This window comes from Streptococcus phocae (assembly GCF_001302265.1).
Taxonomy (GTDB): Bacteria; Bacillota; Bacilli; order Lactobacillales; family Streptococcaceae; genus Streptococcus; species Streptococcus phocae.
Genome location: NZ_LHQM01000010.1, coordinates 108,675 through 123,992, shown reverse-complemented (window position 1 = coordinate 123,992; position 15,318 = coordinate 108,675). Strand labels below are relative to the sequence as shown.

Here is a 15,318-nt window from a genome sequence, read left to right as displayed (position 1 = left end):
TTGTTATAATAGACATCATGATGATTAGATTTTTAAGCGGCCTGAAACAAACAGGCTATCTTTGTTTAACCGGTATCACTGCAGGAATTGTGGCGCATTTACTGACCAAGTCTATCCACCTTATTCAATCCGTAAGCTTCGGATTTGCACAAGGCTCTTTCAGCGCGATGATTGCACAGGTCAGCCCACAAAGACGTGTGATATCCTTGCTACTTGCTGGACTGATTGCAGGCTTTGGGTGGCGATTATTAGCCCTCAAAGGCAAACCTCTGCAAACCATTCGTCAAACCATCCATTCTCAAAACCATTTTAGCCCCTGGTCACAATTTTTTCATGGCTGGATTCAATTAATCACTGTCTCCATGGGGGCTCCTGTTGGACGCGAGGGGGCTTCTCGCGAGGTGGCTGTCGCAATGACATCTCTTTGGACGAAACCTCTAAACATAGCACAGGCAGAGCAATCCTTATTGTTAGCTTGTGCTTCTGGTGCTGCTTTAGGAGCTGTTTATAATGCTCCGCTAGCTACCATCTTATTTATCCTGGAGGCCATTCTTCAAAAATGGTCCTTCAAAAATGCTTTTGCTGCTATCTTAACAAGTGTAATTGCTGTCGAAGTTGTGGCCTTTCTAAGTGGCCATCACGACATTCAATACCTCATGCCTCAGCAATATTGGGGTATTACAACGCTTGTGTGGGCAGCACTTGCTGGTCTCTTGCTATCTCTTTTAGCTTATGGGTACAAATATTTACTAACGAGACTCCCTAAACCCAATCCCCAAAAACCTAGCTTTGTCCGCAATGTTTTTCTTGCCTTTGTTGTTGCTGCTGGTTTAAGCATCTACTTCCCTGAAATTATGGGAAATGGGAAAGCAGGTTTGTTATTTGTCTTTCATCAAAACAACCAGTTTTCTTATATTGCTTTGCTGTTGTTAGCCAAAGCTATCGCTGTTTACCTAGTCTTTGCCTCAGGAGCTAAAGGAGGAAAAATCGCTCCTTCAATGATGCTTGGTGGGGCAAGTGCTTTTCTGATTGCTACTGTCAGTAACGCCTTATTTGACCTCAACCTTCCAATACCTTTGGCCATTATGGTTGGATCGGCGCTCTTTTTAGGAATTGTTAACAGCATGCCCCTAACAGCTCCTATATTCCTTGTTGAAATCACAGGACAATCCTTACCAACCGTCATTCCCATTGCTATTGCTAGCTTAGTGGCCTACCTCGCACCTAAAATCTACCATAAGGTGATGAAGAGAGTAAAACTTTATTAATAACTGTCTACTATAATAAAAACACCTGTTTAGTTGGTTTTCATTGCCCAATTACACAGGTGTTTTCTTATTTTATCAAATGATTCCCATGCCTATTAGCAATAGGTAAATAGCTATTGGAAAATTATTTGCAATGTGTAGCAAAACAGAATCTAATAGTAGGCCACGCCTTTGGTAAGCCATGAAAAAGATCAAGCCCATGAGGCCATAAAGTATTAATTCAATAATATTTGTAGCATGCAAAGCAGCAAATACCAAAGACGTCACTATTGCTCCCCAAATAACTGATTTTCCTTTAAAGAGCAATACCATTGGTATCCCTCTAAAGGCCAACTCCTCCATAACAGGAGCAATCACAGACATCGCAAGAATAAATAGAACGGTATAAAATGGAAATCCTCCTTTTGTAAATGCAGATAGCGACTGCAATGCCGCGTCATTAGCACTCATCTGCTGTCCTGATAGCGCTTGGTTAACAACCGTTCCAAGAATAGCAACAACGCGTGCTAAAAACCAGAAGAGAACCAGATAGCCCCAGTCTCTAGCCCTCATCTTTTGGTTTTTGATAGCCGGATCTTGTTGCTTTTGATAGTAATTCCATAAAAAGAACATACTAATAGCAACAATCAGTAAATAGATAATGCCTAAGATCCACTTTAACGCCAGTGGAATGACGGTTTGTTGTTGTAATAATAGCATCGGTATGAAATTAAACATTACTGTCAGAATAATTAGTCCAATAAGTTTTAAAGTATTTATGATAAGTGTCATTAGAAGCCTCTTTTCTTTTAATTAGCGATAAAATTTCCAGGTTGCTTTAGCACTTGATATCAGTAAGTACAGCTGAATAAAAACTAACACCAGAATTGCTGTTAATTCAAGTTGACCAGTTAATAGGTAAATGATAAATAGAAAAGCATAAAGAGATGGGATGATAATACCTTGTAAAGATAGCACGGTGTCAAAAGAACTTTTATAATAAGCTTGGAGCTCAGCTTCATCTAATGCCATAATATTCTGTCGCACTTCTTTAAGATTTGGGAAATATGGGACTGCGGTTCCTCGAATAGCATTGTAACGTTTCATGGCAAGAATGTGGATCGGTATTACCATAAAGTATAAAATAAAATCTAAAATTGACAATTCCATATTTGCATAATCATTACCAAAATTCAATTTGATATTTAGTAATATATTGAGCGTCGCTAAAGCGTGCATCACCGCAATCAATAATGATGTGTAAGCGTGTTTTTTATTCAATTGACGATAGGGTTCTTCAGACTCATCATCTTCTTCAACCATGTTATAAGCATCCGTTGTTTTTTTCAGTTGCATTAACAGCATAAAGGATAGAACCAGACCTATTCCGACTATGAAACGATTTAAGCTAACCAGTAGACGAAACACCTCTTCTGTTGGGAAAACGACGTTTCCACCATGATAACCTAAATAAGCTCCCAATAGTCCTCCGATAATTCCTCCTACTAACCCCCCAAGCAATAAGAATTTTAAAAAACGTAAAACACTATTCTGCTGCTTCTTCATTCCTTTACCTCCTCTAAACTAAAAATCTCTTCAACTGATTCTTGAAACACTTTAGCAATCTTCATGGCTATCACAATTGAGGGTGTGTACTCATTACGCTCAATAAGGCTAATGGTTTGCCTTGATACACCAGCTAACTTGGCCATTTCCGTCTGGTTAATGCCATCTCTGGCTCTTAACTCTTTCAGACGGTTTTTAAGAATAAATGCCATTGATTCCTCCTCTATGCCTATTTTTTAAGATAAGATAAAGCATTTAACAACAATGTTAAGCCTGTACAAAACAAAACGAGATTACTCAAGGGTACCCCAAACCAAAAAACTCTGATTAAATGATAGCTTAAAATGAGAATGATTAGGACACTTGTCCATAAGCAAATATTCTTACTCTTAAGATGTGTGTGATGCTTCATGTTCCTCAACTCCTATTCATTTGCTTTACTTATTCTAAGTGTAACATATCATTTTCTTTTTGACAACGATAATAGTCAAAAATGTTAGGATAATTGTCATTTTGATGCAAAAAACCAAGTTCTAAAGAACTTGGTTTAACTTTTTATTTACAATGTTTCTGGTACAGCTGCTAAAAGCTCTGCTATTTTAGAAGCATCTGATCCACCAGCCATGGCCATATCTGGTTTTCCACCGCCACGACCTGACACCATTGGTGCCAAGGTTTTGATGATGTTACCGGCATGAGCATCTTTGGACTTGCTTGCAACCAAAACGTTGACTTTCTCACCAATACTTGCTACTAAGACAAGCACATCCGAATAGTCTTTTTGTTTCCAGTTGTCTGCAAAGGTACGAAGAGCTCCTGCGTCTGATACAGAAACTTGACTCGCAATATAGCGCAAGCCATTAGTTTCCTTGACGTCTTTAAAGACATCTCCTGCTTGGGCTGCTGCTGCTTTTTCCTTAAGCTCTGCATTTTCTTTTTGTAAATCGCGGAGCTGTTCACTTAGGCTCAACACCTTGGCAGGTACTTGATCCATTTGTGGCACTTTCAAGGTCTGAGCTATTTCTTTCAAGGCATCTTCTTGCTTACGGAAGTGCTCAAAGGCTTGTTGACCGGTGACCGCTAAAATACGACGTGTTCCTGAGCCAATTCCTTCTTCTTTTATGATCTTGAAGAGACCAATCTCTGAGGAATTCCCCAAATGCGTCCCTCCACAAAGCTCAACAGAGTAGTCGCCAATTTGAACCACACGAACTGTTTTGCCATATTTTTCGCCAAAGAGAGCTAGCGCTCCCATTGACTTGGCTGTTTCAACATCTGTTTCTAACGTGGTAATGGCAAGTGCTTTCCAAATTTGTTCATTGACTTCTGCTTCAATCTGACGAAGTTCCTCTGCAGTGACTGCTTCAAAATGGGTAAAGTCAAAACGAAGGAATTCTTCTTCATTCAAGGAACCAGCTTGGGTAGCGTGTTCACCAATAACATTGTGAAGCGCTGCGTGCAATAAGTGAGTCGCCGTATGGTTCTTCTCAACGGCATAACGACGCTTATAGTCAATAGACAATGTATACATCATCTCGACTGATAGGCTAGCCAAGACCTCAACAGTATGAAGTGCTTGCCCGTTAGGAGCCCTTTGAACATCTAGGACACGTGCAACAATGTCACCTTGATCATTTTTGATGACACCTCGGTCCGCAACCTGTCCACCCATTTCTGCATAGAATGGCGTTTGATCAAAAACAAGTAGGGCTTGACCTTCTGAGACCACTTCACTACGATTATTGTCTACGATAATAACAGACAACTGCGCATCCACAGTTTGTGTATCGTACAAGAATACTGATGGCTCTACAATGCCTGCAAGCGTCTCATTTTGCATCCCCATCGATCCACCCTTAACGACAGCTGCACGTGCACGGTCTTGTTGCTCTTTCATGGCTGCTTTAAAGCCTTCATGATCGATTTTATAACCAGCATCTTCTGCCATTTCTTCTGTTAATTCGACTGGGAATCCATAGGTATCATAAAGTTTAAAGATGTCTTTCCCATCAAGTCTATCTTTACCTGCTTCTTTTAATTGCGCAAGCAATTGATCCAAATGACCTGACCCAGCATCAATCGTGCGAGCAAACGTCTCTTCTTCACGTTTTACAATTTTCTCGATAAACTCACGTTTCTCGAGAATTTCTGGGTAATAACTCTCCATGATATGCCCGACAACCTCTACCAATTGATAAAGGAAAGTGTCTTTTATGCCAAGTCTGCGACCATGCATCGCAGCACGGCGAAGCAAACGGCGAAGCACATAGCCACGACCTTCATTACCAGGTAAAGCACCGTCACCAATAGCAAATGCAAGAGCACGGATATGGTCAGCAATAACCTTGAAACTCATGTTGTCTCCATCTGGATCATATGTCTTGCCAGATAGGGCTTCAACCTCACGAATGATTGGTAAAAAGAGGTCTGTTTCAAAGTTTGTTTTTGCACCTTGCATAACAGCTACAAGGCGTTCCAAACCTGCTCCCGTATCAATGTTTTTATTTGGCAACTCTTTATATTCTGAGCGTGGCACAGCCGGATCAGCATTGAATTGAGATAAAACAATGTTCCAAATTTCAATGTAGCGGTCATTTTCAAGGTCCTCTTCGAGGAGACGAATACCGATATTTTCTGGGTCGTAAGCTTCGCCACGGTCAAAGAAAATCTCAGTGTCTGGTCCAGACGGCCCTGCACCAATTTCCCAAAAGTTTTCTTCTAGTGGAATCAAGTGGCTTGGATCAACTCCTAATGCTAACCAGCGGTTATAGGAATCCTTATCATCTGGGTAATAGGTCATATAAAGTTTTTCTTTTGGAAAACCAAACCATTCTGGACTTGTGAGCAGTTCAAAGCCCCAGTCGATGGCTTCATCACGGAAATAATCACCTATTGAAAAATTCCCCAACATCTCAAACATCGTGTGGTGACGGGCTGTTTTTCCGACATTTTCAATATCATTGGTCCGAATAGACTTTTGAGCATTGGTGATACGTGGATTTTCTGGAGTAACTGAACCGTCAAAGTATTTTTTGAGGGTTGCAACACCTGAATTGATCCAAAGCAAGGTTGGGTCGTTAACAGGAACAAGGTTGGCAGAAGGCTCAACAGAGTGGCCTTTTGACTGCCAAAAATCTAACCACATTTGGCGGATTTGTGCTGATGTCATGTGTTTCATAGTAAATAAGATATAGAGGCTGAAAAGGAAGTTATCATTCCATAAAGCATTGTGCAAGAAAGAGCATAAGCCGTCTCAAGCTAGCTAACAACCTCAGTTCCTTTCGTTGGTTTAAAGTGAGTGAGTTATAAAACAAGACAAGTCCATATCACAGAGGGCGAAAACCGCGGTACCACCTCTATTCAATGAACTTGTCATTCTTATTAGTTAATTTTAGATTTTTAGATTAAGTAGCATGTCTATCTGATTATCCATGACTCGCAGCAACCGTCACTTCTCTGACTCAAATCCTTGATAAACAATTCTTAACCTATTTATTATACAGTCTTTTTAATTTGTCGTCAAGTTAAAGCAAAAACGATTTATTACACTTGATGGCGTGGACTACTCAGCAGCGTCTGATTTTGGTGCCTCTGGAGCTTCAGTAGGAACTCCTTCTGTTGGGATTGGATTTCCTGCAGACTCATTTGATGGTTTTGCATCAGCTTTTTTATCAGTATTAGCATACTGCGTTAAAATATTAGCAAATGCTTTGTCTTTGATTTTAACGTTTGCTTTATCTAATGCTTTAGCAATGACCTTGTTTTGGAAAGTTGTGTCCTTTGTTTTTTCATCTAAAACAATCGTTTTGAGACGTTTCTTATAGGTTTTCCAGTCTCCACTTTTCTCAGTCTTTTTAGTGACTTTCACAATGTAGAATTTATTTTGATAAGTTGCTGGGTCTAAAACAGAAATGACATCTGAAATTTCTCCTTCTTTTAGTGAAGAAGCTTTCTTAACCAAATCAGCAGGTAACTTGGTATCACCTGAGTCAAAGGTATAGCCTATTTTTTTAGCTGCAGCAGTGGTTTTTTCTTTGGCAATAGCCGCAAAATCTGCGCCTTCAGCTTTCACTTCACCCAAAACTGCCTTGGCAGCATCTTCTGTGTCAAGTGTGATAACCTCTGTGGTCATTTTAGGGCTGTAAGACTCATAAGCTTTTTTATAATTGGCATCAGTTAGTTCTTTTTTAGCAGCTTCTTTGACAGCATGCTCTACTAACATTGTGGTACGAATTTGGCGTTTATAAGATTCCTTGGTTAGACCTGCACCTGCAAGTGCATTTGCAAATGATGTTCCGTATTGTTCTGCTGTTTTATTATAAGCTTTTTCAACTTCTTTGCTAGAAACTTCTTTGCCATACTGATCTTCAAAAACTCTTGTTAAAACAAGGTTTAGCATAGCTTGTTGTGAGCTAGCTGCATTTTTAGCATCCTCGTAAAAGTCTTTAACCGTAATAGTATCACCTTTCATAGTGATGACTTTTGTATTTTCATTAGTTGATTGACAGGCTGCTAGTGTCACTACTGATGCCAGTGTCACAAGACCTGCAACTAGTTTTTTTGATTTTTTCATGTTATAAAGAACTCCTTTTCATCGTTAACTCATTTATTATATCATATTTTCTTAAACTTAACTTAATCCATTAAGTCAATCGTTGCATCATTTTTATGAATCATGAGTAAGCCATCACTCAGCGGAATCAAACTAGCTGTCAAACCAGGATTTTTCAAGGTTGCATCAAATAAAGCTTGAAGACCACGGTAAATGGTGCGTTGCCCTCTTCGAACTTCTGAGATCGGTTTGGCAACATCGCCACCTTGGAAAACATCATCTAAGATTAGAACCCCGCCTACCTTGAGACGTTTTAACACCTCGGGTAGAAAAACAATGTACTTAGACTTCGCAGAATCCATAAAAACAAACTCAAAATCACCATCAAGCTCTGGTAACAGGCTCGCAGCATCCCCCTCAAGAAGGGTAATCTGCTTGCGGACGTCATATTTAGAAAAATTTTCCTTAGCTAAAGCAATCATTTCAGCATTGCGATCAATCGTTGTGATGCTTGCTTGGGGCACATGCTCAGCCATCAATAATGCTGAAAAGCCAATGGCTGTTCCTATTTCAAGAATTTTTTGAGGCTGGATAGTTTGCAGTAAAACTCTAAAATAAGCCACTACTTCAGGTTGAATGATGGGAATGTTTTCTTGGCGAGCAAAGCGTTCAATGTCTGCTAAAAAGCCACTATTTTGCTGCTGGCGTGTGCGCATCATGTCAACAATCTCTTCTTTTACTACAGGACGACGCATGTTGTGATTTGCATTTTTACTATATGATTTAACCATGGAATTAGCATATCACACCCAATATCTAGTGTCAAGAAGATTGATATCATAAGCTTTCATTCTGTTTCAGGTCTATTTTTAACAGTGAACACAAGATTCCTCAATAAAAAAGACACCTTAATAGGTATCTTTTGCTTAAGATCTTTTTACTCGTTTAGTACAGTTTTGGGAAACGTTTCAAAATAAGAACCAAGCCTAAAGCTATGGCATAAAGAAGGATAAATAATCCCAAGGTTGGGTAGTAATTCCCTGTGAGAGCGTATGTCCATGATAAAATCATCGGACCTACTAGAGCGGCTGCAGCCCAAGCCGTTAAAATATAGCCGTGTAGTGCTGCTAGTTCTTTTGCCCCAAAAACATCGCTTAAATAAGGGGGGATGAGCGAAAAACCAGCGCCATAGCAAGTCATTAACACTGCCATCGCAAAGATGAATAAAAATGGGGTCTGAAACATCAACAAGCTCCCAGTCATCAACATGTTGACAAGAAACAAGAGTAAAAAGGTGGTTGGTCGTCCAATAATGTCAGATAAACTTGCCCACAGCAAGCGACCTATTCCATTAAAAATCCCCATCAGACCTACAGTAACCGCAGCTGACTCTGCTGTCATGCCAGCCATATCTTGTGCCATTGGAGCGACTACCGAAATTAGTCCAAGTCCACAAGCAATATTGATAAATAGAATAACCCAAAGAAGATAAAAAGATTTCGTTCTCAAAGCTTGATTAGCCGTGATCCCTTGAGTCATATCCCTTGCTTGCTTTTGCTTGCTCTTTTGACTCAGTTCTTTGATGTCATTTTCTGTCGGCTTTTTAATGAATTGCGAAGCCGCTAACATGACCACAAGATAAATCAGTCCTAAGATATAAAAGGTGTTGACCAATCCCTTTGTGGATATCAAAAACTGAGCAATAGGGCTTGTGAGCAAAGAGGCAAAGCCAAAGCCCATAATTGCTAAACCTGTGGCTAGACCTCTCTTGTCAGGAAACCACTTGATAATGGTTGAGACAGGGGTAATATAACCTGCTCCAAGACCTAAACCACCAATAATACCGTAGCCAACATACAGCAACCAGAGCTCTTTTTGATCAATAGACAGCCCTGTCAAGATATTTCCTGAAGCGTATAGCACAGCCGATATACTCCCCACAAGGCGTGGACCAAATCTTTCCACTAGACGCCCCATAAAAGCTGCCGATAAGCCTAAACAAAAAATGGCTAATGAAAAGGCAAAGGCAACAGAAGATTGGTCCCATCCTGTTTCTTGCATAATCGGATTACGATAAACACTCCAGGCATAGGTGGATCCCAACATCAAATGCAAGATAACTCCCGAACTTGCAACAAGGTAACGATTTGTTTTTTTCACAAAGTCCTCTTTTCTATAAACGAATATCAATTGATATTTTTTGATAAATATTAGGATTTTAGTTTAATATATTCATATATCAATGTCAAAAGTTAAGTTTAATATATAATAAACGAACGTTATTTGAGTTTAGCCTTTCCAAAAAGTGACAAACAATCATTGATTTACCCATTCGTATTGCAACAAAAAAGTGATACAGAAAGCTTGTATCAGCTCTGTATCACTAAATCTATTCGTTGTTAGGCCTTATGAACCCCTTTAGCCACTAAGGCTTCGAGTTCTGTGAGACGTTCTTCAAAGACTTTGAAAGCTGCCTCTAAATAGTCAACCTTCGTCATATCGACACCTGCCTTAGCAATAACAGCAAGTGGATAGTCAGAATTTCCTGCCTTGAGATAAGTTAGGTAAGCGTCAATGTCTTCTTGAGTGCCATGGACGATTTTATCAGCCAAATAGCTAGCTGCCGCAAAGCCTGTGGCATATTGATAAACATAGTAATTGTAGTAAAAATGAGGGATTCGTGCCCACTCATACTGAATAAAGTGATTGTCGTCTTTGCTCAAACCATAATATTTCTCATTCAAGTCAGCATATAACTGATTGAGGTACTCGCTGGTAAGCACGTCGCCTTTTTGGTCTGCTTGATGAATGGCGTGTTCAAACTCCGCAAACTGTGTTTGACGAAAGACGGTGCCACGGAAACCATCTAGATAATGGTTTAAAATCGCAAAACGTTCTTTATCATCTTGAACTTCATTTAAGAGGGCTTCTGTCATGATGTTTTCGTTCGTTGTTGATGCAATCTCAGCAAGGAAGATGCTGTAATCGCCGTACACGTAAGGCTGATTTTCGCGTGTAAACGTCGAGTGCAAGCTGTGACCAGTCTCATGAACCAAGGTATAGAGGTTATCTAGAGTGTCTTGCCAGTTCAGCAACATAAAAGCATTGGTGTCATAAGAACCACCTGAGTAAGCACCTGAACGTTTGCCTTTGTTGACGTGAACGTCAATCCAACGCTCTGTGAAGGCACGACGAACACGATCTGCATAATCCTTACCAAAAACAGCCAAGACCTTCTCTGCTTTTTCCAAAGCGTCATCATAGCCGATTGCCAAATCAACCTCAGACAAAGGCGTATAGACATCATACATTTTTAAATCGTCCAAACCAAGAACGTCTTGACGTAATTTTAAGTAACGGTGTAACAGTGGTAAGTGCTTATTAACAGCCTCCAAAAGGGTATCATAAACTGCTTCTGGAATAAAATTCGCTGACATGGCCGCCTGACGAGCCGAATCGTACTTGTGCACGCGCGCTTTGTAATTTTGGACTTTAACATTCGTTTGTAGGGTTTTAGCATAGGTGTGCTGGAATTGTTCGTAAGTACTGTACATGGCTTCATAGGCAGCTTGGCGTAGCTTACGATCTTTAGATTCCATCAAACTAATGAAATTACCATGGGTGATTTCGATTTCTTTACCTTCTTGGGTCGTTACAACTGGGAAAAGCAAATCAGCATTATCCAAGATACTAAAGGTTTCTTCAGCACCGTTAAAGATTTCTTGAGCACCTGCTAATAACTCTTCTTCTGCTTGACTAAGCACATGTTCGCGTGCTTTGAAGAGCTTATCAAAGAAATGTTGGTAGCCGTTTAAATCAGGTGTTTCTTGTAAAAACTTCTGATAGTCTTCTTGGCTAAGGGTCATGATTTCTGGATCATAGAATGAAAAGACCTCGCTAAATTTAGCATATAAGCCAGAAGCTTTGGCTTGGTACTCTTGATACTTGGCAACAGTTGTGTCTTGGTCGTTTTTCATATGAGCGTAGACATAAACTTTTTCAATACGACGTGCCAAGTCTAGATAAGCTTCTGTAATGGCTAATAAATTAGCGCTAGAGTCTAACAAGTGCCCAGCATACTGTTTAGCATCTTCGACAGCAGCTGTTAAAGCTTTGACTTCTGCTTCCCAAGCATCATCAGTTGCAAAAATAGTAGTTAAGTCCCAAGTGTATCGTTCTTCTAAGTGACTGCGATTATCTGTCATAAAAGCCTCCTGAATTTTCATTGTCTATCCATTTTACCATAATATAAGGGGGAGAAAAGCGTTTGCACCTTTTTATTTGTTTCTTTTTGATAATAAGCCTCAAATAATCGATAATAGGTCGTTAAATCATCTTGAATCTGGATAAAGCCTTGATGCGACGTTACGGGACTAATTTGTGGGTAAAAAGCTTCTAAAGGTTGCACCAGTAAATTTTTCCCTTCCAAGTACGCCGCTTCTTGCTTGGCTAACCACTTGGCATTTTTTGACACTAACGCCCTTTGTATTTTGGCTAAGAGGTATTGGTCCATCACTAATTGATAAGATAAAAGCACTTGCTTCTGATAGGGAAATCGTAAAAATGCTAAAATATCCCCATCTAGCGAGCACGTTTTGCTCAAATAAGAAGCCTTTCCAAACAAATCTTCATGGATGAGGTAATGCAATCTTAAGCAGTTTTTTTCTAAGTCTAACTACCAAATATGAAAGCCAATTTTCCAAGAAAAATACAGAAATTGTTTTTGTAAGACGGACAAACGCTTGTGCAACCATAGCTTTTTTCCGAGCAGCCAGCGCACCTGATACCCGTTATTCTGATAGGCTTGGGTTCGCTTGGCTAATCGTTCTATGGATAGCTGACTGCACTGTACTTCTATAGCCAAACGATTATTGACCAACAAGTCAGCAACCTGCCTAATGTCTGGTAGAAATGACTCGATCGCAACGGTTTCAGTAGCTTTTAAACTCGCATATAATTTCGATTTTAAGGTCAAATGCTCTACTGATTCGTTTTCCGACACATAATCACAATGTTTCAGGCTAACATGCGCAAAATGTGCCCTCACCACTTTCCCTTTTTTAAAACGCAAGGCCGATTGGCAACCAGGGCAATAAAAAGCAGTAGACTTGGGGAAATCATTAGCTAGTAAAGAAATCAATTTGCCGTTCTCATCAATTGCTGTTAGCACGCTCTCACCACTCCTTGATTCATTTTATTCTACTTCATTATTCGAAAAAAGAACCAGGCTTTTTGCTGGTTCTTGTTATCTGTTATGACCAAGAGCTAGGTTAAGTAGCTTCGGATAATGTTCTTTTCTGCTGTCGTTAACTGACGATAGTCGCCTACCTTTAAATCTCCCAATTCTAACCCTGCAAAAGCAACTCGCTCTAAGGCTGTCACTTTTACCCCGTAGGTCAGAAACATTTTTTTTACCTGATGAAATTTTCCTTCAACCAGTGTCACTTCTGCTTGGGAACATTGGTCACTCACTTGGTGCAGAACTAACTGTGCCGGCTTGCAACTCGTTCCATCTGGAAAAACTATGCCATTATTGAAAAAGCATGGGGCATCAGCCCCCAAAAATCCATTGACCGTTACCTTGTAGGTTTTTGTGACATGGTGCTTAGGGTGAAGCATTCGAAAGCCGAGTGGTCCATTATTTGTAATGAGCACTAGTCCCTTCGTATCACGGTCCAAGCGTCCGACAGGATACAACCCATCAGGCTTTGGTCTGTCAGCAATTAAGTCAATAACTGTTTGGTGTTGGGCATCAGATCTCGCACACACCACTCCAGACGGTTTATTTAATAAGTAATAGGCATGAGGTACTCCATCAATCTCTCTGCCATGGACTGTAATGGTTTGCAAGCCAGGGTCTACATTTTGGCGACCAGATTGTGCTGGGTGACCGTCAATGCAAACCGACTGAGCCCGAATTAATTTTTTGACTTGATTTCTAGAGCCAGTTTTGGTCTCTTCTAATAATTTATCTAAACGCATGCTAACAGTTTATCATAATTATCGCTGGAGACCTATCTCTTGGCTACTTATCCAATTTTGATGCCGCCGCTTCATCTAAAATGACCACAACATGATCATGATGTTGCAAACTGCTAGCTGGTAATGACTCGGTTACTTCGCCTTGAATCATCGCCTGAATAGCGTCTGCTTTTTCCTCACCAAAGGCTAACAAAATAATCTGACGCGAACTCATGATAGAGGCAATCCCCATTGAAATAGCCTGTTTAGGAACATCATCAATGCTATCAAAAAAACGGCTGTTAGCTTCGATAGTTGAAGCCTGTAAATCAACGACATGGGTCTTTTCCGAAAAAGAAGTCCCTGGCTCGTTAAATCCAATGTGACCGTTGCGACCAATTCCGAGAATTTGCACATCAATAGGATGATTAGCTATAATTTGATCATAACGCTTCACTTCTTGCTCCAAATCAGTGGCCAAACCATTTGGTAAAAAATTTTCCTTAAATGGCTTAGCATGAAATAGGTGTTGTCCCATGAAATAATGGTAACTTTGACTGTTGGTAACTGGCAGTCCGACATACTCATCTAGGTTGATGCTGGTGAGATGTGACAAATCTAAATCACTCTTGACCAATTCTTGGTACAACGACAACGGTGTACTTCCTGTTGCGAGACCAAGTGTTTTAGCGCCATTAGCGATGCTCTCTTTCAGTAATGAAAAGGCAACTTTGCCACCTTCTTGTTGATTTTTTACACGAATAATTTTCATTTGCTCCTCCTTGATTGGTATAGACCTTTATTACTTTCTATTATATGGTATATACCAATTTTTGTCAATCCTAATCTCCTATGGAACACGCAATTAAAAGTGACGCCTAGGGCGACAAGTGTTATAATAGAAAAGATTTATCAGATACAAACACGATATCATACCATTTACACTACAAAGGAGTTAAAGATGAACACCAATGATTTTGATTTCGAATTACCTGAGGAGCTCATTGCCCAAACGCCATTGGAAAAACGAGACAGCTCTAAACTGTTAATTATTGACCACAAGAAAAAAACGATGGTCGACAGCCATTTTGATCATATTATTGATCAACTAAATCCTGGAGATGCTCTAGTAATGAACAATACTCGAGTACTGCCAGCTCGCCTCTATGGTGAAAAACGAGAGACGCATGGTCACGTTGAGTTGCTCCTACTTAAAAACACTCAAGGCGATCAATGGGAAGTCCTCGCAAAACCTGCCAAGCGCTTAAAAGTTGGTGCCGAAGTGTCATTTGGTGATGGTCGCTTGACCGCGCGCATCATCGAAGAGCTAGAACATGGTGGACGAATTGTTGAATTTTCTTACGATGGTATTTTCCTAGAAGTTTTAGAAAGTTTGGGCGAGATGCCACTCCCACCTTACATTCATGAAAAACTAGACGATTCTGAGCGTTATCAAACCGTCTACGCTAAAGAAAATGGCTCTGCTGCTGCACCGACTGCTGGACTGCACTTCACAAAAGACCTGTTAAAACAAATCGAAGAAAAAGGCGTACACTTGGTCTATCTGACCTTGCATGTTGGCTTAGGTACCTTTAGACCTGTCTCAGTTGATAATCTTGAAGAGCACGACATGCACTCCGAATTTTATAGCCTATCTGAAGACTCAGCACGCACACTACGCCAGGTTAAGGCTTCTGGAGGTCGTATCGTGGCTGTCGGAACAACCTCTATCCGCACTTTGGAAACAATTGGTAGTAAATTCAATGGAGCTATCCAAGCTGATTCAGGTTGGACATCTATCTTTATCAAACCAGGTTACCAATTTACTGTCGTTGACGCTTTTTCTACTAATTTCCACCTGCCAAAATCGACTCTAGTCATGCTTGTTTCTGCTTTTGCAGGACGTGATTTTGTCCTTGACGCCTACCAACACGCTGTTGAAGAAAAGTATCGCTTCTTTAGTTTTGGCGACGCCATGTTTGTCCAATAGCA

At 40.3% G+C, this 15,318-nt stretch carries 12 protein-coding genes and 1 pseudogene; 2 read left to right on the top strand and 11 right to left on the bottom strand.

Translation table 11 applies throughout. The annotated features are described in order from the left end of the window. Positions 1-17: 17 nt before the first annotated feature. The gene (locus AKK44_RS03285) at positions 18-1,268 is read left to right on the top strand and encodes a chloride channel protein (protein WP_152911055.1); all 1,251 of its coding nucleotides are present in this window, start codon (positions 18-20) and stop codon (positions 1,266-1,268) included. A 75-nt stretch (positions 1,269-1,343) separates the two neighbouring features. Here the strand turns inward: AKK44_RS03285 and AKK44_RS03280 are convergent, their stop codons facing one another. From AKK44_RS03280 to nagB, 11 genes and pseudogenes are all read right to left on the bottom strand, one after another. Then, positions 1,344-2,039: a CPBP family intramembrane glutamic endopeptidase gene (locus tag AKK44_RS03280; RefSeq protein WP_054278500.1), complete on the bottom strand. Its 696-nt coding sequence runs from the start codon at positions 2,037-2,039 to the stop codon at positions 1,344-1,346. A gap of 21 nt (positions 2,040-2,060) precedes the next feature. Further along, entirely contained in the window at positions 2,061-2,813 is a 753-nt protein-coding gene (locus AKK44_RS03275) for a DUF3169 family protein (RefSeq protein ID WP_054278499.1), read from the bottom strand. Then, a complete protein-coding gene (locus AKK44_RS03270) occupies positions 2,810-3,025 on the bottom strand; it encodes a helix-turn-helix transcriptional regulator (protein WP_037595075.1) in 216 nt (71 codons plus the stop codon). Before AKK44_RS03270 ends, AKK44_RS03275 begins: the two co-directional genes overlap by 4 nt. 347 nt (positions 3,026-3,372) lie before the next feature. Beyond that, positions 3,373-5,991 carry an alanine--tRNA ligase gene (gene alaS, locus AKK44_RS03265; RefSeq protein WP_054278498.1) on the bottom strand — a complete coding sequence of 873 codons (2,619 nt, stop codon included), beginning with the start codon at positions 5,989-5,991 and terminating at the stop codon, positions 3,373-3,375. A 384-nt stretch (positions 5,992-6,375) separates the two neighbouring features. Further along, positions 6,376-7,386: a peptidylprolyl isomerase PrsA gene (gene prsA, locus AKK44_RS03260; RefSeq protein WP_054278497.1), complete on the bottom strand. Its 1,011-nt coding sequence runs from the start codon at positions 7,384-7,386 to the stop codon at positions 6,376-6,378. A 62-nt stretch (positions 7,387-7,448) separates the two neighbouring features. Further along, the gene (locus tag AKK44_RS03255; RefSeq protein WP_054278496.1) at positions 7,449-8,156 is read right to left on the bottom strand and encodes an O-methyltransferase; all 708 of its coding nucleotides are present in this window, start codon (positions 8,154-8,156) and stop codon (positions 7,449-7,451) included. Between the two features lie 154 nt (positions 8,157-8,310). Continuing rightward, complete coding sequence (locus AKK44_RS03250) at positions 8,311-9,525, bottom strand: L-lactate MFS transporter (protein ID WP_054278495.1); 1,215 nt, start codon at positions 9,523-9,525, stop codon at positions 8,311-8,313. A gap of 239 nt (positions 9,526-9,764) precedes the next feature. Beyond that, positions 9,765-11,570 carry an oligoendopeptidase F gene (gene pepF, locus AKK44_RS03245; protein ID WP_054278590.1) on the bottom strand — a complete coding sequence of 602 codons (1,806 nt, stop codon included), beginning with the start codon at positions 11,568-11,570 and terminating at the stop codon, positions 9,765-9,767. A gap of 17 nt (positions 11,571-11,587) precedes the next feature. Beyond that, a pseudogene (locus AKK44_RS03240) lies at positions 11,588-12,535 on the bottom strand (competence protein CoiA). 95 nt (positions 12,536-12,630) lie between these two features. Continuing rightward, on the bottom strand, positions 12,631-13,347 hold the full coding sequence (locus AKK44_RS03235; protein WP_054278494.1) for a pseudouridine synthase: 717 nt from the start codon (positions 13,345-13,347) through the stop codon (positions 12,631-12,633). Between the two features lie 43 nt (positions 13,348-13,390). Further along, positions 13,391-14,098 carry a glucosamine-6-phosphate deaminase gene (gene nagB, locus AKK44_RS03230; protein ID WP_054278493.1) on the bottom strand — a complete coding sequence of 236 codons (708 nt, stop codon included), beginning with the start codon at positions 14,096-14,098 and terminating at the stop codon, positions 13,391-13,393. Positions 14,099-14,287: 189 nt separating this feature from the next. Here nagB and queA point away from each other — a divergent pair, with 189 nt between their 5' ends. Next, positions 14,288-15,316, top strand: a complete 1,029-nt coding sequence (gene queA, locus AKK44_RS03225) for a tRNA preQ1(34) S-adenosylmethionine ribosyltransferase-isomerase QueA (protein WP_054278492.1) — start codon at positions 14,288-14,290, stop codon at positions 15,314-15,316. Positions 15,317-15,318: the final 2 nt, after the last annotated feature.